The 19,235-nt window shown below is 70.8% G+C and carries 17 protein-coding genes and 1 tRNA gene; 3 read left to right on the forward strand and 15 right to left on the reverse strand.

The genetic code is table 11. The features are described from left to right. Nucleotides 1–92: 92 nt before the first annotated feature. The 14 genes from ACFYU0_RS32630 to ACFYU0_RS32695 form a co-directional block, all read right to left on the reverse strand. Nucleotides 93–770 (reverse strand): protein-tyrosine-phosphatase, encoded by a 678-nt coding sequence (locus tag ACFYU0_RS32630; protein WP_351662926.1) that lies wholly within the window; start codon nucleotides 768–770, stop codon nucleotides 93–95. Continuing rightward, the gene (locus ACFYU0_RS32635) at nucleotides 767–1,414 is read right to left on the reverse strand and encodes an L-threonylcarbamoyladenylate synthase (RefSeq protein WP_351662923.1); all 648 of its coding nucleotides are present in this window, start codon (nucleotides 1,412–1,414) and stop codon (nucleotides 767–769) included. Before ACFYU0_RS32635 ends, ACFYU0_RS32630 begins: the two co-directional genes overlap by 4 nt. A 52-nt stretch (nucleotides 1,415–1,466) precedes the next feature. After that, nucleotides 1,467–2,306 carry a peptide chain release factor N(5)-glutamine methyltransferase gene (gene prmC, locus ACFYU0_RS32640; RefSeq protein WP_351663017.1) on the reverse strand — a complete coding sequence of 280 codons (840 nt, stop codon included), beginning with the start codon at nucleotides 2,304–2,306 and terminating at the stop codon, nucleotides 1,467–1,469. 73 nt (nucleotides 2,307–2,379) lie between these two features. After that, nucleotides 2,380–3,447, reverse strand: coding sequence for a peptide chain release factor 1 (prfA, locus tag ACFYU0_RS32645; RefSeq protein WP_389305897.1), 1,068 nt, complete (start codon nucleotides 3,445–3,447; stop codon nucleotides 2,380–2,382). 108 nt (nucleotides 3,448–3,555) lie between these two features. Beyond that, nucleotides 3,556–3,777, reverse strand: coding sequence for a 50S ribosomal protein L31 (gene rpmE, locus ACFYU0_RS32650; protein WP_059301453.1), 222 nt, complete (start codon nucleotides 3,775–3,777; stop codon nucleotides 3,556–3,558). Nucleotides 3,778–3,930: 153 nt separating this feature from the next. Continuing rightward, complete coding sequence (locus tag ACFYU0_RS32655) at nucleotides 3,931–5,070, reverse strand: LCP family protein (protein WP_389305900.1); 1,140 nt, start codon at nucleotides 5,068–5,070, stop codon at nucleotides 3,931–3,933. A gap of 197 nt (nucleotides 5,071–5,267) precedes the next feature. Beyond that, complete coding sequence (locus ACFYU0_RS32660; protein ID WP_389306047.1) at nucleotides 5,268–6,989, reverse strand: trypsin-like serine protease; 1,722 nt, start codon at nucleotides 6,987–6,989, stop codon at nucleotides 5,268–5,270. Nucleotides 6,990–7,217: 228 nt separating this feature from the next. Next, entirely contained in the window at nucleotides 7,218–9,227 is a 2,010-nt protein-coding gene (rho, locus tag ACFYU0_RS32665; protein WP_351662913.1) for a transcription termination factor Rho, read from the reverse strand. A gap of 404 nt (nucleotides 9,228–9,631) precedes the next feature. Continuing rightward, complete coding sequence (thrB, locus tag ACFYU0_RS32670) at nucleotides 9,632–10,549, reverse strand: homoserine kinase (protein ID WP_351662910.1); 918 nt, start codon at nucleotides 10,547–10,549, stop codon at nucleotides 9,632–9,634. A gap of 331 nt (nucleotides 10,550–10,880) precedes the next feature. Further along, nucleotides 10,881–11,939, reverse strand: a complete 1,059-nt coding sequence (gene thrC / locus ACFYU0_RS32675) for a threonine synthase (RefSeq protein WP_351662907.1) — start codon at nucleotides 11,937–11,939, stop codon at nucleotides 10,881–10,883. A 6-nt stretch (nucleotides 11,940–11,945) separates the two neighbouring features. After that, nucleotides 11,946–13,238 (reverse strand): homoserine dehydrogenase, encoded by a 1,293-nt coding sequence (locus tag ACFYU0_RS32680; RefSeq protein WP_351662904.1) that lies wholly within the window; start codon nucleotides 13,236–13,238, stop codon nucleotides 11,946–11,948. A gap of 203 nt (nucleotides 13,239–13,441) precedes the next feature. Further along, entirely contained in the window at nucleotides 13,442–14,833 is a 1,392-nt protein-coding gene (gene lysA / locus ACFYU0_RS32685) for a diaminopimelate decarboxylase (RefSeq protein ID WP_351662901.1), read from the reverse strand. A gap of 49 nt (nucleotides 14,834–14,882) precedes the next feature. Further along, nucleotides 14,883–15,863 carry an ArgS-related anticodon-binding protein NrtL gene (gene nrtL / locus ACFYU0_RS32690; RefSeq protein ID WP_351662899.1) on the reverse strand — a complete coding sequence of 327 codons (981 nt, stop codon included), beginning with the start codon at nucleotides 15,861–15,863 and terminating at the stop codon, nucleotides 14,883–14,885. A gap of 235 nt (nucleotides 15,864–16,098) precedes the next feature. Continuing rightward, nucleotides 16,099–16,629, reverse strand: a complete 531-nt coding sequence (locus tag ACFYU0_RS32695; protein ID WP_351662896.1) for a response regulator — start codon at nucleotides 16,627–16,629, stop codon at nucleotides 16,099–16,101. Between the two features lie 349 nt (nucleotides 16,630–16,978). On the opposite strand from ACFYU0_RS32695, the gene ACFYU0_RS32700 reads away from it, so the two are divergent. From ACFYU0_RS32700 to ACFYU0_RS32710, 3 genes are all read left to right on the forward strand, one after another. Then, a tRNA-Arg gene (locus ACFYU0_RS32700) sits at nucleotides 16,979–17,050 on the forward strand. Between the two features lie 320 nt (nucleotides 17,051–17,370). Beyond that, nucleotides 17,371–17,574, forward strand: coding sequence for a hypothetical protein (locus ACFYU0_RS32705; RefSeq protein ID WP_190178631.1), 204 nt, complete (start codon nucleotides 17,371–17,373; stop codon nucleotides 17,572–17,574). Between the two features lie 607 nt (nucleotides 17,575–18,181). After that, nucleotides 18,182–18,580 (forward strand): hypothetical protein, encoded by a 399-nt coding sequence (locus ACFYU0_RS32710; RefSeq protein WP_389305905.1) that lies wholly within the window; start codon nucleotides 18,182–18,184, stop codon nucleotides 18,578–18,580. Between the two features lie 349 nt (nucleotides 18,581–18,929). Here ACFYU0_RS32710 and ACFYU0_RS32715 read toward each other — a convergent pair whose 3' ends face one another. Further along, the gene (locus ACFYU0_RS32715; RefSeq protein WP_389305907.1) at nucleotides 18,930–19,139 is read right to left on the reverse strand and encodes a hypothetical protein; all 210 of its coding nucleotides are present in this window, start codon (nucleotides 19,137–19,139) and stop codon (nucleotides 18,930–18,932) included. Nucleotides 19,140–19,235 lie beyond the last annotated feature (96 nt).

Here is a 19,235-nt window from a genome sequence, read left to right on the forward strand (position 1 = left end):
GACCAATGTAGGCCCGGGATGTCCGGTACGCGCGGGTTGCCCCACCCGTCGGCGCCGGCGTTCCCACGGGCGGGGGGCGGCGCCCGCCCGCGTCAGGCGCGGGCGGGGACCCCGGTCAGCGCGGTCACCACGGGATCGAGCGCCTCGTGTATCTCGTCGCCGACCGAGCGGAAGAAGGGCAGCGGCGCCCCGTACGGGTCGTACACCTCGTCCGCCTCCGCGGTGGGCGCCAGCAGCCAACCGCGCAGCGCGGCCGCCGCGCGCACCAGGGCGCGCGCACGCGCCACCACGCCGTCCTCCAGCGGGGGCAGCGTGGTGGGGTCTATGGCGCGCACCAGGCGGGTGAACTCCTTCAGGGTGAAGGTGCGCAGGCCCGCCGAGTGGCCCATGGAGATGACCTGGGCGCGGTGGTCGCGGGTGGCCGTGAGGACGAGGTCGGCCATGATGACGTGCTCGTCCAGCAGTTCCCGGCCGGTGAACCCGGAGGCGTCGGCGCCGAACTCGGCCAGCACGGTCTCCGCGTTGGCCTCCATGGGCGCCCCCTCGTGACCCCAGGTGCCGGCGCTCTCCACGATCAGCCCGCCGCCGAGCACACCGAGGCGCTCCGTCACGAAATGCCGGGTCAGCCGCTCGGTGATCGGGGAGCGGCACACGTTGCCGGTGCTGACGTGGAGGATGCGGAAGCAGTCGCGGGGCAGCCCGACGAACGTCGTCGTGATCTCCGCGGCGCTCTCCCTGCCTATGCCACGCCCCGCGTCAGGGGCCGTCAATTCGCCACCTCGAGGTCGGGTACGACCTTGCGCAGCTCCTCCGGGGAGAGCGCGCCCTGCCGCAGCAGCACCGGCACCTCGCCGGTGACGTCCACGATGGACGACGGCACGTTGCCGGGCGTCGGGCCGCCGTCGAGGTAGACGGAGACGGAGTCGCCGAGCATCCGCTGGGCGGCGTCGCAGTCCTCGGGCGCGGGGTGGCCGGTGAGGTTGGCCGAGGTCACGGCCATCGGACCGACCTCGGTGAGCAGCTCGATGGCGACCGGGTGCAGCGGCATGCGCACGGCGACCGTGCCGCGGGTGTCGCCCAGGTCCCACTGCAGGGACGGCTGGTGCCGGGCGACGAGCGTGAGGGCGCCCGGCCAGAAGGCGTCGACCAGTTCCCAGGCCAGCTCGGAGAAGTCCGTGACGAGCCCGTGCAGGGTGTTCGGGGAGCCGATCAGCACAGGGGTGGGCATGTTGCGGCCCCGGCCCTTGGCGGCCAGCACGTCGGCGACCGCCTCCGCGGAGAACGCGTCGGCGCCGATGCCGTAGACCGTGTCGGTCGGCAGTACCACCAGCTCGCCCCGGCGGACGGCGGACGCGGCCTCGCGCAGACCCGTCACACGGTCGGTCGCGTCGTTGGTGTCGTATCGCCGTGCCATGTCTAGCGAGCCTCCTCGTGCGGGTACTGCGGGCTGGAAGTCGTCGGGGTGCTCACGGCAGCGCCTTGCGCGCCGTCGCGAACCGGGGGCGGTTGTTGAGGTCCGGGTGGTCGGCCGCGTCGGCCCAGCCCCGCTCCTCGGTGAAGATCCAGGGCACCTGGCCGCCCTGGGTGTCGGCGTGCTCGATGACGACGACCCCGCCGGGCCGCAGCAGCCGGTGCGCGGTGCGCTCGATGCCGCGGATCAGGTCGAGTCCGTCCTCGCCGGAGAACAACGCCATCTCCGGGTCGTAGTCACGGGCCTCCGGCGCGACGTACTCCCATTCCGTGAGCGGGATGTACGGCGGGTTGGAGACGACCAGGTCGACCTGACCGTCGAGGTCCGGGAAGGCGGTCAGGGCGTCGCCCTGGCGCAGGTCGACCCTGGACCCCTCGACGTTCTTGCGGGTCCACTGGAGCGCCTCCTCGCTCAGCTCCACGGCGTGCACGCGCGAGCGCGGCACCTCCTGGGCGAGCGCGAGCGCGATGGCGCCGGAGCCGGTGCACAGGTCGACGATGCACGGCTCGACCACGTCCATGGCGCGCACGGCGTCTATGGCCCAGCCGACCACGGACTCGGTCTCCGGCCTGGGCACGAACACACCCGGCCCGACCTGCAGCTCCAGGTACCGGAAGTAGGCCCGCCCGGTGATGTGCTGCAGCGGCTCGCGCTGCTCACGCCGGGCGATGACCTCCCAGTAGCGGGCGTCGAAGTCGGAGTCCTTCACGGAGTGCAGCTGGCCCCGCTTCACGCCGTGCACGAACGCGGCGAGCTCCTCCGCGTCGGTGCGCGGCGAGGGCACGCCGGCGTCGGCCAGCCGCTGGGTCGCCTGGGCCACCTCGGCGAGCAGCAGACTGCGGGGGCTCGGGGGTCGCGCCCCGGTGGGTGACTGCACGCAAGTCCTCCGTGTAACTCGTACGCGCCTCTTACGCGGCCGCCAGCTTCGCCGCCGAGTCGGCGTCGACGCAGGCCTGGATCACGGCGGCGAGGTCGCCGTCCAGGACCTGGTCCAGGTTGTACGCCTTGAAGCCGACGCGGTGGTCCGAGATGCGGTTCTCCGGGAAGTTGTAGGTGCGGATCTTCTCGGAGCGGTCGACGGTGCGGACCTGGCTGCGACGGGCGTCGGCCGCCTCCCGCTCCGCCTCCTCCTGCGCCGCGGCGAGCAGCCTGGAGCGCAGGATACGCAGCGCCTGCTCCTTGTTCTGCAGCTGGCTCTTCTCGTTCTGGCAGGAGGCGACGACTCCGGTCGGCAGGTGCGTGATGCGCACCGCGGAGTCGGTGGTGTTGACCGACTGGCCGCCGGGCCCGGAGGACCGGTAGACGTCGATCCGCAGGTCGTTCGGGTTGATCTCGACGTCGACCTCCTCCGCCTCGGGGGTCACGAGGACACCGGCGGCGGAGGTGTGGATCCGGCCCTGGGACTCGGTGGCCGGCACGCGCTGCACCCGGTGCACGCCGCCCTCGTACTTGAGCCGGGCCCACACGCCCTGGCCGGGCTCGATCTGCCCGCGGGCCTTCACCGCGACCTGGACGTCCTTGTAGCCGCCCAGCTCGGACTCGGTGGCGTCGATGATCTCGGTCTTCCAGCCGATCCGCTCGGCGTACCGCAGGTACATGCGCAGCAGATCGCCGGCGAACAGCGCGGACTCGTCACCGCCGGCGCCGGCCTTGATCTCCAGGATGACGTCCTTGTCGTCACTGGGGTCGCGCGGCACGAGCAGCAGGCGCAGCTTCTCGGTCAGTTCCTCGCGCTGCCTCTCCAGCTCCTTGACCTCGGCCGCGAAGTCGGGGTCGTCGGCGGCGAATTCGCGCGCGGTCTCGATGTCGTCGCCGGTCTGCTTCCAGGAGCGGTACGTGGCGACGATCGGGGTGAGCTCGGCGTAGCGCTTGTTCAGCTTGCGCGCGTTGGCCTGGTCGGCGTGGACCGACGGGTCGGCGAGCTGCTTCTCCAGGTCGGCGTGCTCGGCGACGAGTTCATCGACGGCCTCGAACATCTTTCGGCTCCTGATACTGCGGTGAGGTAAGGGCGGGCGACCAAAAACGCCGGTCCCGGGCACACCCCCGCGAGAGGGCGCGACCGTGGACCGGCGGTATGGGGCTCGCTACTTCTTGGAGCCGGCGGCCTTGCCGAAGCGGGCCTCGAAGCGGGCCACACGGCCACCGGTGTCGAGGATCTTCTGCTTGCCCGTGTAGAACGGGTGGCACTCGGAGCAGACCTCGGCCCGGATGGTGCCGGACTGGATGGTGCTGCGGGTGGTGAACGACGCGCCACAGGTGCAGCTGACCTGCGTCTCGACGTACTCGGGGTGGATGTCGCGCTTCAAGGTGTCTCCTAGGTTTCGGGAGGGCGCCGGGTCGCAGCCGCAGGATGCGAGAGCGTGAACCGGAGCCGACGTACCAGTCTGCCAGGACTGGCGCCATCCCCCAAAACCGGGGGGCGGGGCCGTGTATTCCCGGAGGCGGTCCCGGGGCGGGGGTCAGCCGCTGACGACGCCCTTGGCCTCGCCCGCGGCGGTGCCCTTGGTGGCCGACGCGGGGATGGGCCTGTCGTTCCTCAGGGCCTTCCAGATCAGCTCCGCCTTGGCCTTCTGCAGCAGGACCCGGTTGGGGTCGGCCGGGTCGTAGCGCACCGGCATCGTGACCATCCGCATGTGCGAGGAGCCGATGCCCTTCAGACCGTTCGCGAAGTCCGCGAGGGCGTTGACCGAGCCGAGGTCGGAGTCGGCGGTGACGGCCTTGGTGGCGGTGTCGGCGAGGTCGTACAGCTTCTTGGGGTTGCTGAGCACGCCGACGTGCTCGACCTGGTCGAGGAGCGCCTTGACGAAGGCCTGCTGGAGCTGGATGCGGCCGAGGTCCGAGCCGTCGCCGACGCCGTGCCGGGTGCGGACCAGGGCGAGCGCCCGCTCACCGTCGAGGGTGTGGGTGCCGGCCTTGAGGTGCAGGTGGCTCTGCGGGTCGGCGATGGATTTCGTCGTGGTGACCGGGACTCCGCCGAGGTCGTCGATGAGCCGCTGGAAGCCGGCGAAGTCGACCTCGAGGTAGTGGTCCATGCGGATGCCGCTGAGGGACTCGACCGTCTTCACGGCACAGGCGGCTCCGCCGGTGGAGTACGCGGAGTTGAACATCACGCCGGAGGCCGCGGGATGGCTGCCGCCGCCGGTGTCGGTGCAGGCGGGGCGGTCGATGAGGGTGTCGCGCGGGACGGAGACCACGCTGGCCTTCTTGTGCCCCTTGTACACGTGGACGATCATCGCGGTGTCGGAGCGGGCGCTGCCGTCGTCCGTGCCGCCGCCCAGCTTCCGGTTCTTGCCCGAGCGGGTGTCCGAGCCGAGGACCAGGATGTTCTCGGAGCCGTTGTCGACCTTCGTGGGCCGCTCGTCGCCGAGGGCCTGGTTGATGTCGACGCTTTTGAGGTTGCCGTTGAGCTTGAAGTAGACGTACCCGAGACCGGTGCCGCCCAGCACGACGACTCCGGCGGCCGCCCAGGCGGTGACGAGCAGGGCCTTGCGGCGCTTGCCGGGGGTGGCGGCCTTGCGGCGGCGGCCCCCGCGTCTGTTCTGCGGGCCGGTGGGGACCGGCTCCGTTATGCCGGGCTCCGGCGTGCTCTCGGCGGACACGTCACTCCTAGGTCTCGTCCTGTCGTCTACCCCCTGCTTTCAGGGTCAGGCGCGGTCGTCACCGCTCCATCGTCGCTCCGCCCGGTCAGACGGAGAAACTCGGCACAGGGTTGCACAGCGCACGGTGCCCGCCGCGTGCGGCGGCGGGCACCGTGCGTGACCGTACGGCCCACGGTGAGCCGGGCTCACCTGCGGTTTCAGCCCCAGATGTCGTACGCCTGGAAACCGGTGCCGACCGAAACCCTTGTGTCAAAGATCTCGCTTGTGCCCTTTCCGGTGCCCTTGTACAGGTACAGGGTCCCGCCGGGAGTGCGGGCCAGGAAGTCGGCCTTGCCGTCGCCGCTCACGTCGCCGACCGCGTCGAAGGCGTTGTAGCCGGTCCAGCCGCTGCGCACCTTGACCCGGGCGGAGAAGGCGCCCGTGCCGGACTTGCCGGTGCCCTTGTACAGGTACAGGTCGCCGGTGCTCGACTTGCGGGCGAGCAGGTCGGCCTTGCCGTCGCCGTTGAAGTCACCGTGGCCGCGCACCGAGTTGTACTGGTCCCAGCCGGTGCTCACCTTCACCTTGGAGGCGAAGGTGCCGTTGCCCTTGCCCGCGTACAGCCACAGCGTGCCGTTCGAGTCGACGGAGAGCACGTCGGGCAGGTAGTCGCCGGTGACGTCGCCCGCGGTGATGATCCGCTTGCGGGTCTTCCAGCCGGTGAAGATCTTCGTGTCGGTCCAGCTCCCGCTGGTGCGGGCGCTGTTGAGGACGAAGTGCTCCCAGTACACGTCGCCGGTGGAGCTGACCCGGTAGACCACGTCCTGGTAGCCGTCCCGGTTCAGGTCGGTCTGGAGGGCGAGGTTGACGCCGCCCCAGTCGCCCCAGGAGATGCGCGAGCCGAAGGACGTGCCCTTGGAGTCCTTCTCGTACCCGGTCTTCGTGGACGAGGCGCGCACGAAGATGTCGGCCTTGCTGTCCTTGTAGCTCAGGTTGCCGTCGTCGACCTGGTGGTAGGCGGAACCGACGTAGGCGCCGACCTTCGTGAAGACGCTGTAGTAGCCCTTCTCCACGCAGTCCGTGACGCCCCAGGAGACCACTCCGGCGATCCGGCCGCCCACCACGAGCGGGCCTCCTGAGTCGCCGTTGCACGTCGCGCTGGTACCGGTGTCGCTGCCGCTCTGGGTGCCCGCGCAGACCATCTTCCCCGCGACGTAGGCCGTGTCGTAGGACCCGGCGCAGGCGCTGTCGGAGTGCAGGGTGAGCGACGTCGTCCGCAGGGTCTGCGAGAGGTCCTGGGTGGTGGAGCTGGTGCGGCCCCAGCCGTACACCTTGGCGCTGGTGCCCGTGGCGTAGGACGCGGTGTCGCCGGAGGCGACCATGCGGATCGGCGTGGCCTTGACCGGGACGCCCAGGGTGAGCACGCCGAGGTCGTCCGCGTACCTCCCCGTCTCCCGGTCCACCGGGTCGTATCCGGGCTGCCACCACTGGCGCAGTACGCCCGTGGCCTGACCGCCGTGCAGGTCGGTGGCGCCGGCCGCGTCGGTGGTGGGCAGCTGGTCGGTGCCCGTGACGACGGCGCCGTGGGCCGCCCAGTCGTAGTTCTTGTTCTCGTTGCGCAGGCAGTGCGCGGCGGTGAGGATCTTCGTCGGCGAGACGACCGAGCCGCCGCAGAAGAAGCCGACGTCGTCGGCGGTGTCGGTGGTGTTCCTGTCGTCGTAGTACCAGAGCTGGGCCATCCAGGGCGCCGAGGAGATGGTGGTCTCGCTGCCGCCGATGATCTTCGGCGACACGGCCGAGGGGCTGCTGGTCTTCGCCGGCTGCTCGGTGCCGGAGGCTCCGGCGATGCGCTTCTCCAGCGTGGACTGGGACGGCTGGGCGACGGCGGGTGCGGTACCGGGCTTCGGCAGCGCGGTGGCCGCGCCGGCGGAGGCCGTCATCAGCGCGGCGGCCACGGCGGCGGCGACACCGGCCGCGGCCAGGGGGACGGCAAGACGTATCCGGCGTCTGTGCCGCCCGGGTTCGGGCGTGGGCAAGGCGGTTCCCCCCAGGGAGAGGTGTGGTGAACGGGGCGCGTGATGCGCTCCCCTCCCTCTCAGCGCGAAAAGGCCGCCCCCCGTCACCTGGTGACGGGGGGCGGCCCTCGTTTCTTACCCGATACCTACCGGCTAGTCGCCGTTGCCGGGCGTCGGCGTCGTCTTCTGGATCTGCATCAGGAACTCGACGTTCGACTTGGTCTGCTTCATCTTGTCCAGCAGCAGCTCGATCGCCTGCTGCTGGTCGAGCGCGTGCAGCACCCGGCGCAGCTTCCAGACGACGGCGAGCTCCTCGTTGCCGAGCAGGATCTCTTCCTTGCGGGTACCGGACGCGTCGACGTCCACCGCCGGGAAGATGCGCTTGTCGGCGAGCTTCCGGTCGAGCTTGAGCTCCATGTTGCCGGTGCCCTTGAACTCCTCGAAGATCACCTCGTCCATGCGGGACCCGGTGTCCACCAGGGCGGTGGCGAGGATGGTGAGCGAGCCGCCGTCCTCGATGTTGCGGGCCGCACCGAAGAACCGCTTCGGCGGGTACAGGGCGGTCGAGTCGACACCACCGGACAGGATGCGGCCGGAGGCCGGGGCGGCGAGGTTGTACGCACGGCCCAGACGCGTGATCGAGTCGAGCAGCACGACCACGTCGTGGCCCAGCTCCACCAGGCGCTTGGCGCGCTCGATGGCCAGCTCGGCGACCGTGGTGTGGTCCTCGGCCGGGCGGTCGAAGGTCGAGGAGATGACCTCGCCCTTCACCGACCGCTGCATGTCGGTGACCTCTTCCGGACGTTCGTCGACGAGGACGACCATCAGGTGGCACTCGGGGTTGTTGTGGGTGATCGCGTTGGCGATCGCCTGCATGATCATGGTCTTGCCGGTCTTCGGCGGGGCCACGATCAGACCGCGCTGGCCCTTGCCGATCGGCGACACGAGGTCGATGATCCGGGTCGTCAGCACGCCCGGGTCCGTCTCCAGGCGGAGGCGGTCCTGCGGGTAGAGCGGGGTCAGCTTGTTGAACTCCGGGCGGCCGCGGCCGTGTTCGGGCGCCATGCCGTTGACGGAGTCGAGGCGGACCAGCGCGTTGAACTTCTCGCGGCGCTCGCCCTCCTTCGGCTGGCGGACCGCGCCGGTGATGTGGTCGCCCTTGCGCAGGCCGTTCTTGCGGACCTGGGCGAGGGAGACGTACACGTCGTTCGGGCCGGGCAGGTAGCCGGAGGTCCGGATGAAGGCGTAGTTGTCGAGGATGTCCAGGATGCCCGCGACGGGGATCAGGACGTCGTCCTCGGCGACCTGCGGCTCGGCGATGTCGTCGCGGCCGCGGCGGCCACGGCGGTCGCGGTAGCGGCCGCGACGGCCACGGCGGCCGCCCTCGAAGTCGTCGTCGTCCTGCGGGCCGCTGTTGCGGTCCTGCCGGCCGCCCTGCTGCTGGCCCTGCTGCTGACGGTCCTGGCGGCCGCCGCCCTGCTGGTCGTCGCCCTTGCCCCGGCGGTCGCGGTCGCGGTCGCGGCCACGCTCGCGGCGGTCGCGGCGGCCACGGCCCTCGCCGTCACCGGCGTCGCCACGGGCCTCGCCCTGCTGGCCGCCCTGCTGCTGCGCGTCGCTCTTGGACTCGCCCTTCGCCTCGGCGGCGACGCTCTCGGCGCCGGCCGGGCTGCCCGCCTCGGCGGTGGCACGACGGCGACGCCGCTCGGCCGGGGCGTCCTCTCCGCCGCGCTCGGCCTCGCCCGAACGGGCGGCGCCGCCGGCCGGCTGGCCGGGGATCTCGATCTGCTGCTGGGCCACGGCCTTCTCGGCGGGGGCCCCGGCCGCCTTGTCCGCCTTCTTCTCGGCGGCGTCCTCGCCGGTGCGGGCCTTGGAGGTGGCCCGGCGCTTGGGCTTGGTCTCAGGGGCCGCCTCCGCCTTGGGAGCGGCGCCCCCGGCCTGGGCCTCCTTGATGACCTCGATCAGCTGGCTCTTGCGCATACGCGCGGTGCCCCTGATGCCGAGGCCGGATGCGACCTGCTGCAGCTCGGCCAGCACCATGCCCTCAAGGCCGGTACCCCGGCGCCGCCGGGAGCCGGCACCGCTGGCAGGCGCGGAGGCGTCCGTGGCGGGCGCGGCAGCGGTCTCCTCGACACGTGCGCCCATCAGATCGGTGGTGTCGCTCACGAAGGGTCCTTCCCTGGAGCGGACGTCGGCCTGTCTGGCTCGGCGACCGGTTGTGCTGTCCGGCTACGGTCCTGTCTTCGATGGACCGTGCCGGGGCGGTGGTCCGCCAAAGCGGCGGAAGAGAATTTCTGGTGATGGCGCTTCCGCGAGCCGTGACACCCGGTGTCACGTGGCGTGGTCGCACCGATTCCGGAGCGTGCCCTAGGCCCCGCTCAATGTCCGCATACGTCGTACTGCCCAGGTACGGCGCACGGAACACGGAGTGGTGTGGGAGGCTCCCGGAAGGATGTCTGTCCCGGACGGGGACACGAAGCACCTCGCCATGGTGGGGTCGGGTGCAGACTTGAGGTTAACACTACCGGATCCAACAAACATTCCCCCTCTCCAAATCCGGCAACCGTGTCTCAGGTCGCAAGCGGCAGCACGCTCGCTCCCTGGACATCGAGGTCAAGCCGGTTGGCGGCCCAGCCCTCACCCGCGAGGTGGGACACCTTCTCGGCGCTGTCGGCGTCGGCAAGCGCCATGACGGTGGGTCCGGCGCCGGAGATGACGGCCGGGATCCCGTCCGCCCGCAGCCGCTCCACCAGCGCGGCGCTCTCCGGCATGGCCGGGGCGCGGTACTCCTGGTGCAGCCGGTCCTCGGTGGCGGGCAGCAGCAGCTCGGGGCGCCTGGTGAGGGCCTCGACGAGCAGGGCGGCACGGCCCGCGTTGACGGCGGCGTCGACGTGCGGCACGGTGCGCGGCAGCAGGCCGCGGGCGGTCTCGGTGAGCACCGGCTTCCCGGGCACGAAAACCACCGGAACGATGGAATCGTCGGGCTCCATCCTGATGGCACGGGCCGCGCCGGCCTCCATCCAGGACAGGGTGAAACCGCCGAGCAGACAGGCGGCCACGTTGTCGGGGTGGCCCTCGATCTCGGTGGCCAGCGCGAGCAGTGCCGCGTCGTCGAGCCGGGCCTCGCCGCCTATGGTCACCGCGCGGGCGGCGACGATTCCGGCGCAGATGGCGGCCGAGGAGGAGCCGAGGCCGCGGCCGTGCGGGATGCGGTTGGCGCAGACGATCTCCAGGCCGCGGGGCTGCCCGCCCAGCAGGTCGAAGGCGGTGCGCAGGGAGCGGACGAGCAGGTGGCTCTCGTCGCGGGGCAGGGTCTCGCCGCCCTCGCCCGCGATGTCGATGTGCAGACCGGAGTCGGCCACCCGGACGACGACGTCGTCGTACAGCCCCAGCGCGAGGCCCAGGGCGTCGAAGCCCGGACCGAGATTGGCGCTGGTGGCAGGGACGCGCACCCGTACGGCGGCCGCGCGGAAGGCTGGACCGGCCATCGCTCGAAGACTCTCCTTGAGCTGCGTGAGTGTCGAAGACATCCGAAGGGGCCGAACGCCGCTCGATCGTCCCGACGGACACTCGATCGTTTCGATGGACATTCGATGACGTACGAGGACCCGTCGGGTCGCGGAGACGACGCGGCCCGCGCCCACACGCGGTGGCATATGCGGTAGGCGGGTTCAGTACAGCCTATCGAAGGATGGTTCCGCGGCGACATAGGGCGCACGGGAGGCGCACGATGCGTGTCGTGGACCTCCCGTGCACCCCGCCGCGGATCGTCCCCGCCGGGCGGGGTGGGCGAGCCCGGTCCCCCGGGCCCGCGGGTGCTCAGGCCAGGCCGAGGCGCTCCGCCGCGGTGGCCGCGTCGACCGGGACGGTGACCGGCTGCGGCGCGCCGGCGACGGCCCAGTCCGGGTCCTTCAGCCCGTTGCCCGTGACCGTGCACACGATGCGCTGCCCCGGGTCCACCTTGCCCTGCTCGGCGGCCTTCAGCAGACCGGCCACCGAGGCGGCCGAGGCGGGCTCCACGAAGACGCCCTCCTGCGCGGCCAACAGCCGGTAGGCGCGCAGGATCTCACGGTCCGTCACCTCGTCGATGGCGCCGCCGGACTCGTCGCGGGCGGCGAGGGCGTACTGCCAGGAGGCGGGGTTGCCGATCCGGATCGCGGTGGCGATGGTCGACGGGTCCTTGACCACCTCGCCGCGCACGATCGGCGCGCTGCCGGAGGCCTGGAAGCCCCACATGCGCGGGGTCCGGGCGGAGACGCCGTCGGCGGCGTACTCCTTGTAGCCCTTCCAGTAGGCGGTGATGTTGCCCGCGTTGCCGACCGGCAGGACGTGGATGTCGGGGGCGTCGCCGAGCATGTCCACGATCTCGAACGCGGCCGTCTTCTGGCCCTCGATGCGCACCGGGTTGACCGAATTGACCAGCGCCACCGGGTAGTTCTCGCTCAGGCTGCGAGCGAGCGTGAGGCAGTCGTCGAAGTTGCCGTCGACCTGGAGGATCTTGGCGCCGTGGACGAGGGCCTGGCCCATCTTGCCGAGCGCGATCTTGCCCTGCGGCACGAGCACGGCCGAGACCATCCCGGCCCGCACCCCGTAGGCGGCGGCCGAGGCGGAGGTGTTGCCGGTCGAGGCGCAGATGACCGCCTTCGCCCCCTCCTCCTTGGCCTTGGAGATCGCCATGGTCATGCCGCGGTCCTTGAAGGAGCCGGTGGGGTTGGCCCCCTCCACCTTCAGGTGGACCTCACAGCCCGTGCGCTCGGAGAGCACCTGCGCAGGCACGAGGGGCGTGCCGCCCTCGCGGAGCGTCACGACCGGCGTGGTGTCGGATACCGGCAGCCTGTCCCGGTACTCCTCGATGATTCCGCGCCACTGGTGGGTCATTGCTGGTTACTCTCCTTCAACCCGCATGATGCTGGCGACACCCCGCACGGTGTCGAGCTTGCGCAGCGCCTCGACGGTCCCGGTCAGGGAGGCGTCGGACGCGCGGTGGGTGACGACGACGAGGGAGGCCTCGCCGTCCTTGCCCTGCTGGCGAACCGTATCGATCGACACCCCGTGCTCGGCGAACACGGTCGCGACCTGCGCCAGTACACCCGGCTTGTCCGCGACGTCGAGGCTGATGTGGTACCGCGTGACGACCTCGCCCATGGGCGAGACCGGCAGGGCCGCGTACGCCGACTCACCGGGCCCCGTTGCGCCGTTGAGCCGGTTGCGGCAGACGGCGACCAGGTCGCCGAGCACGGCGGAGGCGGTCGGGGAACCGCCGGCGCCGGGGCCGTAGAACATGAGCTGCCCGGAGGCGTCGGACTCGACGAAGACGGCGTTGTACGCGCCGCGCACGGAGGCGAGCGGGTGGCTCAGCGGGATCATCGCGGGGTGCACCCGCGCGGTCACCGAGGCGCCGTCGGCGGCCCGCTCGCAGATGGCGAGCAGCTTGATCGTGCAGCCCATCTCCGCGGCCGAGCGGAAGTCGGCGGCGGTGACCTCGCTCATGCCCTCGCGGTAGACGTCGTCGAGCCGCACCCGCGTGTGGAAGGCGATGCCGGCCAGGATGGCGGCCTTGGCGGCGGCGTCGAACCCCTCGACGTCGGCGGTCGGGTCGGCCTCCGCGTAACCGAGCGCGGTGGCCTCGTCCAGGGCCTCCTGGTAGCCGGCGCCGGTGGAGTCCATCTTGTCGAGGATGAAGTTGGTCGTGCCGTTGACGATGCCGAGCACCCGGTTGACCTTGTCGCCGGCGAGGGACTCGCGCAGCGGCCGGATCAGCGGGATGGCGCCGGCGACGGCGGCCTCGTAGTACAGGTCCCGGCCGTGCTCCTCGGCGGCCGCGTGCAGCGCGGCCCCGTCCTGGGCGAGGAGCGCCTTGTTGGCGCTGACGACGGACGCGCCGTGCTCGAAGGCGGTGGTGATGAGGCTCCGCGCGGGCTCGATGCCGCCGATGACCTCGACGACGACGTCGATGTCGCCGCGTTTGACGAGGGCGGTGGCGTCGGTGGTGACCAGGTCGGGGTCGATGCCCTCGCGCACCTTGCCGGGCCGGCGCACGGCGACGCCGGCCAGCTCCACCGGGGCCCCGATACGGGCGGCGAGGTCGTCGGCGTGCGTCGTCATGATGCGCGCCACCTCTGAGCCGACCACTCCACAGCCCAGCAGCGCCACCTTCAGCGGACGCGTACGCATCATCCGACCTCGTTTCCTCTTACCGTCTACGGTTGGACCAGTCTCACTCACCGGACGGGAGTTTCTACCCTTCGTCCGGATCGTGAGACATGTATTTCATTTTGCCGGGATGGGAAGACCGAAGATCTTCCGGCCCTTGTCCCGGAGTTCACCGAGGCCCGCGGAACCGGTGTCTCCGGCTCCGCCGGCTCCTCTCTCCGGCCGCGTCAGCCGACGTCGAGACGCAGCAGGTCCTCCTCCGTCTCGCGCCGCACGATCACCCGCGCCTCGCCGTCCCGCACCGCGACGACGGGCGGGCGCAGCACGTGGTTGTAGTTGCTGGCCATGGACCGGCAGTAGGCGCCGGTGGCGGGCACGGCGAGCAGGTCGCCCGGCGCCAGGTCGGCGGGCAGGAACGCGTCCTTGACCACGATGTCCCCGCTCTCGCAGTGCTTGCCGACGACACGGCTGAGCACGGGCTCGGCGTCGCTCGCGCGCGAGACCAGGGCGACGCTGTACTCCGCGTCGTACAGCGCGGTGCGGATGTTGTCGGACATCCCGCCGTCCACGGAGACGTACGTCCGCAGCCCCTCGAGCGGCTTGACGGTGCCGACCTCGTACAGCGTGAACGCCGTCGGCCCGACGATGGCGCGGCCGGGCTCGACCGAGATGCGGGGTGTGCGCAGCCGTGCGGCCTCGCACTCCCGGCCGACGATCTCGGTCAGCGCCTTGGCGATCTCGTGCGGCTCGCGCGGGTCGTCGGCACTGGTGTACGCGATGCCGAGGCCGCCGCCGAGGTCGATCTCGGGCAGCTCGACGCCGTGCTCGTCCCGGATGTCCTTCAGCAGCCCGACCACCCGGTGGGCGGCGACCTCGAAGCCGGACATGTCGAAGATCTGCGAACCGATGTGGCTGTGGATCCCGATGACCTCGAGGCTGTCGAGCTGCAGCGCCCGCCGCACCGCCTCGGCGGCCTGGCCGCCGGCGAGCGGGATGCCGAACTTCTGGTCCTCGTGCGCGGTGGCGATGAACTCGTGGGTGTGCGCCTCGACGCCGACGGTGATCCGGATCTGCACCCGCTGCCGCCTGCCCAGCGACCGCGCGACGTGCGCGACCCGCACGATCTCCTGGAAGGAGTCGATCACGATCCGGCCGACCCCGGCCTCGACCGCCCGCTCGATCTCCGCGACGGACTTGTTGTTGCCGTGGAAGGCGATCCGCTCGGCGGGCATCCCGGCGGACAGCGCGGTGGCCAGCTCCCCGCCGGAGCACACGTCGAGGTTGAGCCCCTCCTCGTTCAGCCAGCGCACGACGGCCCGGGACAGGAACGCCTTCCCGGCGTAGAACACGTCGGCGTCGGCGCCGAACGCGGTGCGCCAGGCGCGCGCCCGGGCGCGGAAGTCGGCCTCGTCGAGGATGTAGGCGGGGGTGCCGAACTCCTCGGCGAGCCGGGTCGCGGGGATCCCGCCGACGGTGAGGACACCGTCCTCGTCCCGGCCGACGGTCTGCGCCCACACCTTGGGGTCGAGGGCGTTGAGGTCGGCGGGCGGGGCGGAGTAGTGCCCCTCGGGAAGGACGTCGGCGTGACGGGGCCCGGCGGGGTGGGCGGAACGGCTCATGACGTGGCTCTCAGACTCTCTGTCTCTCTCCGCGGCGTCCTGGGTCGCCTCAGAGGTGTTCGGGTGCGTCGATGCCGAGCAGGGACAGGCCACCGGCCAGCACCGTCCCGGCGGCTTCGGCGAGGGCGAGCCGGGCACGGTGGGCGGCCGAGGGTTTCTCCTCGCCGCGCGGCAGCACGCCGGGCAGATGGGGCAGCACGGCATCGGCGAGGGTGACGAGATGCCGGGCGAGGCGGTCCGGGGCGCGGTGGGTGGCGGCCGCGGTGAGGACGCGGGGGTGGTCGGCGAGTGCGGCGACGACCTCGCGGGCCGCCACGGGCCCGGGCTCGGCGCCGAACCCGAGGCGGGCGGCGCCGCGGGTCAGGGCCCGGGTACGGGCGTGCGCGTACCGCACCCGGAACAGCGGATTGGCCTCCCGCTGCACCAGGTGGTCCGCGGTGATGCGGGGCCGGTCGTGCGACGCGGGATGGAGCAGCGCCCACTGGGCGGCGTCGGCCCCGAGCGGCGCGGGATCCTCCGGCGCGGGCACGGGCCGCAGGTTCACCGGCTCCCCGTGCCCGACCTCGGCCCGCCCGCCCTGCGTCGCGACGATCCGCACGACCGCGTCGGCCACGACCTCGGCCCGCACCTCGTACGGCACGCGCAGCAGCACGACCTGCCCGGCGAGCGCGTCACCGTGCCCGTAGGCGGCGCCCAGCCGGCGGATCTCGGTGACGAGACCGGCGGCCGTTCCACCGCTGTCGGCGAGGGTGACGTTGAGGAATCCCGGCCCGGTGACGACGACGTCGTCGATGCCGTCGGCGTCGAGAAGCCTCTCGCGGAGAACGCCGGCGACGTCCATGGGCGTCCGCCCGGCGGCGCGGGCGAGCTGGAGGGCGACGTTGGTGGCGTAGTCCCCGCACCCGCCGGGCCCCGGCTCGGTCACGACGACCCGCTCGGGCAGCGCACCCGGCTCCACACACAGCTCCCCGTCGTCCACGGCAGCACGCACCGAGTGCAACACGGTGCGGGAGAGCTCGACGGGGGTCACGGAACAAGCGTAGGGGAGGTGGGGGGTGGGTATGCGAGGCGGTTTTACGGTGCGAGACGGAGCAGGGTGCGAGGGGGTTCTACGGTGCGAGGCGGAAGGGCGTGCGAGGCGGAAGGGCGTGCGAGGCGGTTCTACGGTGCGAGACGGAGGAGGGTGCGAGGCGGTTTCTACGGTGCGAGGGCGTGCGAGAGGGAAGGGCGTGCGAGACGCTCCGCGCCTCCGCCTACGAGCCCCCTCACCCAACAGCCACTCCCGCCCCACCGTTGCCTCCACCCTGGCCCTCGTCGCCCTCCCCGTCTTCCTCCCTCTCCCCCACGCCCTCCGCGCGGCGGCCGCGACCGGGCTTCCGCTCGATGAGCTGCTTGACGAGCCGGACGAGCTCCGCGGGTTCGAAGGGCTTGGCGAGGAAGGCGTCGACACCGACGTCGAGCCCGCTCTCCACCTCGTACTGGGTACAGGCGCTGATGATGGCGAGCGGAAGATCGTGCGTACGAGGATCGGCACGCAGCCGCGCGGCGGTCCGGAGCCCGTCCAGCCGGGGCATGACGACATCGAGGGTGACGACATCGGGCCTTACCCGATGCACGACATCCAGACACTCGGCACCATCAGCCGCGGTCACGACCTCAAGCCCCTCCAGCTCGAGGTTGACCCTGATCAGCTGCCGGATGACCTTGTTGTCGTCCACAACAAGCACCCGACCCGACGCGCCTGGCACAACTCGAGAGTAGGTCGGCACCGGCCACCGCGTCCGGCTTTTCCCCACTTCCAACCTGCGCGGGGGACGCCATCGGGCTGTCTTCCATCCCGTGCGGGGCAATCACCGCCCTGTCTTCCACCCCGTGTGGGGGACGCCATCGCCCGGTCTTCCACCCCCTGCGGGGGCACTACGCCCTGTCTTCCACGCCGCGCGGGGGGCACCAGCGCCCTGTCTTCCACGCCGTGCCGGACGCCACCGCCCTGTTGCGGACCGGCTCCGTTCGCCTCACGCCCGACGGAACCAGGAGCCCGAGAACGGGACCCCGACTCACCCCGGGAAACCCGTTCCTGATCACCCCTGCGGACCTGCTAGTGTTCTACCCGTCGCCGCAAGCGAACAGCTCAGCGCCCGACACGCCCCCGTAGCTCAGGGGATAGAGCAACGGCCTCCGGAGCCGTGTGCGCAGGTTCGAATCCTGCCGGGGGCACCCAGCAAGAGGTGCCCAAAGACCCCGTCACCAGCGGAAACGCTGAGGCCGGGGTCTTCGCGTATGTGCAGGCGTATGCGGCCCGGAGCGGGCGTATGCCGGGGTCTGTGGACGAGGCGTGGACGGGATCTCGGCGAGCGCCAACCAGGAGAACGAGCAGTGGTGGTGCCGAAGATCGCAGGCTGACGGCAGGTTCGTCCCCACGCCGGTTCCCGCGGCCCGCCGACTCGGCACGTGGAGTCACGTCCCGCGTCTAACCGGCTGAGGCGTTTGGGATCTATGCTCGGTACTTGCGCATTCAATCTTTTCCGGGGGGCCGTATGAGCCAGGAGCCCGAGTTCGTTTCGTACGCCAAGGGCTGCATGAGCTGCCTCGTCCTGCTGATAATCCTTGTCGTGATCGGCGAACTCGCAGTCCAGTCGATAGGTGTGGGAGGGGTGGTGACCTTCATCGTCGCAGGTGTGGCCATCTTGGGCGTGGCGCTGTACCGGTGGTTGTCAGCCTCCGCGAAAGAGGGACAGTAGAGGCACTGCCCCGTGTGAATCGTCATCTCGCGGGGCCACCCACGGGCGCCCAGGTACACGGCTGACCCTTGCCGAGGCGCCCGCTTCAGCCCTCACTCCAGGCTTGCCGATGGCGAGCCACGCCGTACACCTGGTCGATCTGCTCGTACGTCAGCTCCTGTCGGACGGTTCGCTCACAGCTTCTCCGCTGTCTCGGGTTTGCCACAGCTCGCCCCCCTCGTACTTGCTCCGGAGCAGGGGAATCACCCCGCTGGGAATGCGGAACCCCTTCGCCCAGGAAGGGTCGGTGGCGTGGCCGTAGACGGTGGTGAGCAGGAAAGGCTCCCCTCCTGTCAGCACACCTGTCGCTTGCAGATCCCTCGACAGGGTGCCGATCGGTTGGGTGAAGCCGCGGAGTCTGCGCGACGTTGGCGACCTCGGTCGGCAATTCACGTTCGTCCGGACCGGGAAGGACAAAGGCCCAGTTACGAACGTCTTCCTGAGCAGTTCCTCGGATGGCCGCCCCGGACGTTCGTCGAGAAGGGCCATCGTCACGGCAGTGACCTATCTTGGCGCTTGCAGTTGGCCAGCTGCTCAGCGGGCTGTTCACGCTGGGCACCAACTTGGCGTGCTCCCGGCGGATCGCATCGCGGAACTCCTTCTTTTGATCCGGGTCAAGATTGTGGGCCTGATCGTCATCGTCGAAGTCGTCAGCGAGGATGCGGATAAGGCGCGCCTGGTGCTGGCCGATGGCGGTGATGGCGCGCTCCAGAGCTGCAGGCTCCCTGTCGATGCGGTCGCCAGCGTCATCCGCAGACCCAGTGGCTTCGAGCGCGGGTACGAGATGGCTGCGCCGATCGAGGCCGGAGACCCTGGTAGGGAAGGTCTCCTCGCGAATCCGGCAACTGTTGGGATAATGGGGAAACCACGGTTGATCACGATGTTCATTGGATTCAGGCTGGCAGGCCTAGTAGGGGATCCGATGGGGGTCAACCCGAACATGTGGCTGTCGCAGGTGTCACAGTAGACGTGTGACCGCAGAACGTAGGAGCGCTTGGTGGCCAGGCGCTTGTTGGCTCAATGGGTGGTCCGGATCCTTGGCGGCTGCGGCCCACGGTAGAGATGGCGTCGAAGAGTTCTCTGGTGACAAGAGGATCACGGGCAGGACCTGGCGACCACACCCAGCCCTTCGGCTCGTTGAGCGGCCGTCCATATTCGTGGCACGGCAGCTGCACACTTGGTAGCCCGTGTACTTGGGATTGCGAGAATTTCTCGCACGGCGGATCCGCTCCAGCGGCCCAGGGCCGCGTCCGGCCGGGCCGGCTCCGGAGCCGGGTACGCCACGAAGTCCAGGTCCAGATGGTCGGCACTGACGTCTAGCCGAGCTTGTCCAGGCCGCGGAGCTGGAAGATGCAGGTGACCGCTGAGGCTGGATCCGGAGTGAGCCGGTGCTTCGTACGGGCCTCGGCTCGGCGAGCTGGCACCGGGTGGGCCACCTTTTCCGCCATGTAACTGTAGGGGGACTTGCCCACGTTGCAGCCCTGGGAGACACGCTCGATGAAGCCGTCCCAGGACAGTTCCAGCATCTGCAGCACGTACCACTCGGAGACGGCCTGCTTGACACGTCGGGTGAGGGTCGATGTGGCCCGTTTGGCCTCTGGACCGGATTAGCGATACGGCCT

Origin of the sequence: Streptomyces sp. NPDC003720, from assembly GCF_042875075.1 — a bacterium.
In the GTDB taxonomy this organism is placed as follows: domain Bacteria; phylum Actinomycetota; class Actinomycetes; order Streptomycetales; family Streptomycetaceae; genus Streptomyces.